Below are 5,493 nucleotides of genomic sequence, written 5' to 3'. Positions count from 1 at the left end.
CCCCGCTTCCACGTGCACTACACGCCCACATACGCCTCCTGGCTGAACCAGGTGGAGCGCTGGTTCGGGATCATCCCCCAGCGGGCGATCCGGCGCGGCAGCTTCTCCAGCGTCAAGGAGCTGATCGCCAAGATCGAGCAGTTCGTGGCCGCCTACAACAAGACCAAGGCGCCGTTCAACTGGACCGCAACCGCGGATTCAATCCTGGAGAAGCTCCAGCGACTTTGTTCGCAAATCTCCGGGACGGGAGACTAGGTAGGCATGCCCTAAAGCCGTGACTTCTTTCACGGCGATAAACGTGCCGTCATAAGTCTCAATTAGCTCACCATTTATGAGACCTTCTTCGGGAAGCAGACTAAGGCAATAAATTATTGCACCCTGGGAGTAATTCAGCATTTCATGCTGTCGAAGTGCTGTAAGTGCGGACTCAATCCAGCGAACTCGCCAGGATTGCGCTCCGAGGAAATGTTATTCAGCTTAAAAATGAAGTACTGGGCTGGCACCGTCCCACAATTGCAAATCTGCATTGATTCAATCTCGCCCAAAAGCGTGTCTATCAGAGCCTGCTATCTCTTCATGGCATGACGAGAACGCGACTCGCTAGATGAGGATAGATCAGAACTAAGATCGCAGCATTCGCATCTGAAAATTCAGCTTGGATGCAAGACAGGGGGCGGGTGGGAAACTACTGGATCCATCTAACCTCAAGGTTGAGCCACAGGCGGAAGCCTATTGGCTCCATCCGTTTTTTCTGCCTGTTTTTTCTTAGTAGAGGCTAGCCATCTCGATGCATAGCCTCCGTATCGGGTAGCAAGTTCTTCTAGGTCATCACAATATTTGCTCTCTAGATATCTTCGATACGACTCTGGAAGATCCACCTTCCTTGACTTGTTATTAATCTGACGTAGATTTCCTTGGTGGACGGTGTCCTTTGCGCCAATGTGTTTTAATATCTCAGACAATAATGCTTCCGGCTGATCCGTGATGGCATCGTAAAATCCCAATAGCAGCTGGCTAGAATCAAAGAAGTCCAAATACAAATCGATTGTGCGCAAATAGTTAGATCGGAGTTCTTGGGCTGGAGAATCAACAAAGGCCTTGAATGTGCCGAGATCGTTTAGAATTATGGAGTGACCATGACGCTCGTGCATTCGATACTGCGACCATGCTCGTTGAATTGGATCGCGCATCAAAAAGACCAGTCTTGCCTGAGGAGCTATCTCGTGCATTCGCGCAATATCCTCTCGAGTTAAAATCGAATAACTTGGCGTTATGTCGCCAGTGATTCTAGTTTGCGCCTCGTATAGCTTTAAATACCAAGAATCAGAAAAGTCCCGGAAATAGTATTGCATCCACCAGCTAGCTAGGCCTAAGTTTCGTGATTTGAGAGCTCTAAGAATTGTTTTGGCGCCATTTTTAATGTAGCCAGGCTTCAGAAGCCTACTGAGTAACTTGGTCTCTGAGAGTGTACTTGGAGAGGGATAAGTGTGAGATCGATCAAAATAGTGCATCTCTTTGATTGGGGGCAGGGAAAACTCGGGATGCTCTCTTAGCCTTGCATATAGCCACGTAGTCCCAGCCTTCTGGGCGCCGATACATATAAATTCTGGTTTCATAAAATTTGCAGATCTTGTTATTTGGCGGATCCGCCTAAATTCTTGAATGCTCTCGTCCCGTCCGCGTAAGCCATGATTCTCTTAAGGCTGGCATCAGCAGACCCCTTTCCAGGCAACTCATCTGGTCTCGTCCTTCCAAGTGGGCTTCCCCCGATTTCGTGGACACCGATCAGGGGTTCACAGGGGTGAGTGTACGGGCAGTGATGAATGAGGTGGTCTGGTTTTTCTGGACAGCCCCCATCGTTAACCTCTGAGGCGGGGCACCGCCCCTGAAAGGGGGCTCCCACCAATGAGCAAGCGCCGTACCCACAGCCCCGAGTTCAAGGCCAGGGTCGCCATGGAGGCGATCAGTGGCCGTAAGACGATCCAGGAGATCGCTGCCGACCACGCCATCCATCCGATCCAGGTAAGCCAGTGGAAGCGGCAGCTCCTGGACGGAGCCAGCGAGCTGTTCACCAGGGGCAAGAAGACCAACGACAAGGACGAGGGGCAAGCCAAGGAAGCGGAGCTGTTCCAGCAGATCGGGCGGCTGCAGATGGAGCTGGAGTGGCTCAAAAAAAAGTCTCAGCTGTTCTGACGCCCGTGAACTGCGCAAGCTGGTCGATCATGACCACTCCGAGCTCAGCGTCAGCCGTCAATGTGTGCTTCTGGGCCTGCCTCGATCCACGCTGTACTACCGGCCCATACCGGAGCGGGAATCGACCCTGCGGATTATGGCCAAGATCGACGCTCTCTACCTCGAGGATCCCTGTAGCGGCAGCCGCCGGATGGTGGGCTACCTGGCCAGAGATGGGATTCCGATCAGTCGTGACCGCGTGCGAAACCTCATGCGCTGCATGGGGTTACGGGCGATCTACCAGAAGCCAGCACCACGGCCCCCGGCGAGCCATCGGAGCGATTCCCCTGTCTGGTGGAGCTCAGGCTGGTCACGGCCGTGGATCAGGTCTGGGCCACTGACATCACCTACATCCCACTGCAGAAAGCCTTCCTCTGCCTTGTGGCGATCGTGGATCTCTTCTCCAGGCACGTTCTGTCCTGGAAACTCTCCAACAGCCTTGACAAGGAGTTCTGCCTGGAGGCTCTGGAAATGGCCCTGGGAGGCGGCCGTAAGCCAGAGGTCTTCCACTCCGTTCAAGGGTGCCAGTTCACCTCCTCCGACTTCGTGGACCGCCTACAGACTGAGGGGATCAAGATCAGCTGGTCGGGCCGGAAGCGCTGCTACGACAATATCCTGGTGGAGAGGCTGTGGCCGCACGGTCAAGTATGAGGAGGTCTCCCTGCGAGCCTACAGGGATGGCTGGGAGGCGGAAATCAGTCTGGCCCCCTTCCTCTGGAGGTACTGCCATGTAAGGCCGCACAGCTCCCTGGGAGGCAAAACTCCCCATGAGGTCTACAGTGAGGCCGAACCCTGTTCTTCTCGCCCAGGGTTAACGATGTCAAGGGCCACATCTGTCCAACAAAAGGCACCCACCTCAGCGAGGGACTATCGCCGCCGCCATGGTCACTATCCCAAAGTGATTTGTGCTGACCAGATCTACTGAACAAGATCCAACCGTGCATTCTGTCAGCGACATGGAATCCGGTTGAGCGGCTTACTCCTGGGACGGCCGAAGAATGATCCTGAGTTGGTGGCTGCCGAGAAGCGGCAGTTCATCGATGACCAGAGTCAGCGCAATGCCGTGGAAGGCAAAATCGGCTAGGGCAAACGGAGGTACGGATTGGGCCTGATCTGTGAAAAGGTGCCAGTGACCCAGGGTTCCGCCATTGCCATGAATGAGCTGGTCATGAACCTCCAGAAGCTGCTGGAGCTTCTTTTTGTGCTTGTTGCGCTCTGGCTACAGGTCCTGCTCGGCAAGGGAACATGGAGAAGTCAGCGATCTGTATCCTTGATTGCTCAGATTGCTGCAGCATGAACTGCAGGCTATCGGCTCATTTAGGTTCAGCTTGTTGGCGCCTTGGCCTCAGGATCTCTTTTTCAGGAGGCCCTCCTTAGCAGCCTGCGGAAAGAAGATGACTAGTTTAGGTGCCAAGGGAGATCGCCAATTGTGCGATAACTCAAGAATCCTGAGCGACTCTTCTACATTGGAACTTGGCGGATTCTCTTGAATGACCGTCAAATGTATAGCCGAATAAGTCAATGTCCCGGCTGTATGTCGAGCCAACTATGTCTATCATGCGACCTGTATAGTCTTCCTTGTAGCTAATGGCTTTGTTGGTGGTTATGTTTTCTCGGCATAACCGAGGAGATGTTGCTTCTGGCCTGGGTATTCTATCTAGAATTCTGGCATAGGCTCTGTCAAGGTCTTCGAAATAACCAAAATAGTCAAGAAAGGTCTTTCCTGGCCTTAGTTCGACGAAGTAGTGCATCGGCTTGAAGTGAATAATTGGCGGCAATCCGGATTTTGGAATGTCGTGAACAAAATCGGCAAAGTCTGTGTAATGGGAAAGATGCTCACGAAAACTCTGTCTGTCTCCTCTGTGGAGGCCACCTGAGCGCAGGAAATAGTAAGCCGAATGAAGTCTATCCCAAGGATTGCGCACAATAGAGTAGATAAAAAATGAGTTGATTTGCTTATGGGTTAGCGCCAGAGTGTACCAGTATAGCGAGGTATGGCTGCAAGTGATGCCACCATAAATCTGCTTTCCTATTGAACTGCCTGCTGCTTTAGGGATATGAATGAATATGCTTTCAGTCTTCAAGAAACTCCTCATGTCGAAGTCGGGATGGTTCAGCTCCCCCGTGACAAGTGCGTGAGAAGCGGTAGTATATTTTGGCTTAAGCATTGAGGTTGCAAACCTTTTCGTCTCGTATGGAAGCACCTCAAGATATCTGGCCTTCATTTCCTTGCTGCTAAGATAGTAGATGGTCGACATAAGGCGGATCAAATGGAAACAGCAGCGTTGACACCAAAGCGGCTTCTCATAAGGCGTTGCTATTGACTTCAGGCTGGTGTAAATCCTTCGCGAGGTATCTCTCTATGGGCTGTATGGCATGGAATATGAGTGGGCAATCCAACCTTATTAATTGCATGGGCATAAAAGGCACAGCCTGATAGATTAGCACCGGCTAATCAGGCAGATTAGAGCAGTCGTGTAACCTAACAAGAGCCACCCAAGGCCACACTCGGCTGGAGCAGGTTGCCCAGTCGGATCAGGTTGTAGGCGATCACGTGCAGGCCAAAGACGGCTCTGACGTTCTCCCATCCGCACAACTTGAACTGGCGCAGGCCGCCGAACGCTTTGATCCAGCCAAACACCTTCTCGAGGCCGCGGCAGGCGTTGATCGATTGGGCGAAGCCCTCGTGCCGGGTGGAGCGGCGATCGCAGAACCGCCGATGCAGGCCCTGTTTTGTGCGATGTGGGGGGGGGGGGGGCACGCCCAGCCGACGCATCTCGGTTACAAATCCCCTGGTGTCGTAGTTCTTGTCACCGCTATGGCTTCTGCTGGGCACCGACCAGATCCGCCGCCATCGCCTTGGCCGCACCCCGTTCGCCGTAGCCGTCGGCTCCTGTGACGCGGCAATCGACGAACACGTCATGGCGGTTGTCCGTGAGCACATAGCCCCGGTAGATGGGCAGCGCGGGGTGGGCCAGGGATTTCCGGGCCAGCAAGGCGTCGGAATCGCTGCTGGAGCGGTGGGTGTCGTTGCTGAGCCTGATACCGCGCAAATCACCCCTGGCCCGTTTCCTGCCTTCCTTGGGCGCACCGAATCCCTCGCCAGGGCCAGACGGTGGTAACGGTGGATCGTCCCCGCCGTCGATCCGATTCAGAGATGCGTGGGACGCCCAAGCCTGCACCAGGGTTCCGTCCACCGAGAAGTGCTCATTGCTGAGAAGGGGTTTCACCTCCGGTGCCACCATCAGCTTCTCCAGGAAC

The 5,493-nt window shown here is 53.8% G+C and carries 5 protein-coding genes and 4 pseudogenes; 6 read left to right on the top strand and 3 right to left on the bottom strand.

Annotated features, from left to right (window positions below; translation table 11 throughout):
• Positions 1-255 (top strand): transposase (locus A0129_RS15345; protein ID WP_291716264.1); only part of this gene is annotated, 255 nt, incomplete at its 5' end.
• A gap of 449 nt (positions 256-704) precedes the next feature.
• Here the strand turns inward: A0129_RS15345 and A0129_RS15340 are convergent.
• Complete coding sequence (locus tag A0129_RS15340) at positions 705-1,616, bottom strand: sulfotransferase (RefSeq protein ID WP_291716263.1); 912 nt, start codon at positions 1,614-1,616, stop codon at positions 705-707.
• Between the two features lie 289 nt (positions 1,617-1,905).
• Here A0129_RS15340 and A0129_RS15335 point away from each other — a divergent pair, with 289 nt between their 5' ends.
• The 5 genes and pseudogenes from A0129_RS15335 to A0129_RS15325 all read left to right on the top strand — a co-directional run.
• Positions 1,906-2,193 carry a transposase gene (locus tag A0129_RS15335; RefSeq protein ID WP_291716262.1) on the top strand — a complete coding sequence of 96 codons (288 nt, stop codon included), beginning with the start codon at positions 1,906-1,908 and terminating at the stop codon, positions 2,191-2,193.
• A gap of 136 nt (positions 2,194-2,329) precedes the next feature.
• Positions 2,330-2,470, top strand: a pseudogene (locus A0129_RS15875) (IS3 family transposase); the annotation flags it as partial.
• An 80-nt stretch (positions 2,471-2,550) separates the two neighbouring features.
• On the top strand, positions 2,551-2,883 hold the full coding sequence (locus A0129_RS15330; protein ID WP_291716261.1) for a DDE-type integrase/transposase/recombinase: 333 nt from the start codon (positions 2,551-2,553) through the stop codon (positions 2,881-2,883).
• Positions 2,843-2,938: pseudogene (locus tag A0129_RS15870) on the top strand (hypothetical protein); the annotation flags it as partial. The gene A0129_RS15330 and the pseudogene A0129_RS15870, both read left to right, overlap by 41 nt.
• 156 nt (positions 2,939-3,094) lie before the next feature.
• A pseudogene (locus A0129_RS15325) lies at positions 3,095-3,451 on the top strand (transposase); the annotation flags it as partial.
• Between the two features lie 220 nt (positions 3,452-3,671).
• Here the strand turns inward: A0129_RS15325 and A0129_RS15320 are convergent.
• A complete protein-coding gene (locus A0129_RS15320; protein ID WP_291716260.1) occupies positions 3,672-4,490 on the bottom strand; it encodes a sulfotransferase family 2 domain-containing protein in 819 nt (272 codons plus the stop codon).
• A 224-nt stretch (positions 4,491-4,714) separates the two neighbouring features.
• A pseudogene (locus A0129_RS15315) lies at positions 4,715-5,493 on the bottom strand (transposase); the annotation flags it as partial.

The sequence above is a fragment of the Limnobacter sp. CACIAM 66H1 genome (genome assembly GCF_001601825.1).
In the GTDB taxonomy this organism is placed as follows: Bacteria; Pseudomonadota; Gammaproteobacteria; order Burkholderiales; family Burkholderiaceae_B; genus Limnobacter.
The sequence above is the reverse complement of the archived record's forward strand: the minus strand, read 5'-3'. Positions and strand labels throughout refer to the sequence as shown.

What these genes read in the sequence shown, in the direction of transcription:
- A0129_RS15335 (WP_291716262.1), top strand. Translation starts at nt 1,906, where the DNA reads ATGAGCAAGCGCCGTACCCACAGCCCCGAGTTCAAGGCCAGGGTCGCC.
- A0129_RS15340 (WP_291716263.1), bottom strand. Translation starts at nt 1,616, where the DNA reads ATGAAACCAGAATTTATATGTATCGGCGCCCAGAAGGCTGGGACTACG.
- A0129_RS15320 (WP_291716260.1), bottom strand. Translation starts at nt 4,490, where the DNA reads ATGTCGACCATCTACTATCTTAGCAGCAAGGAAATGAAGGCCAGATAT.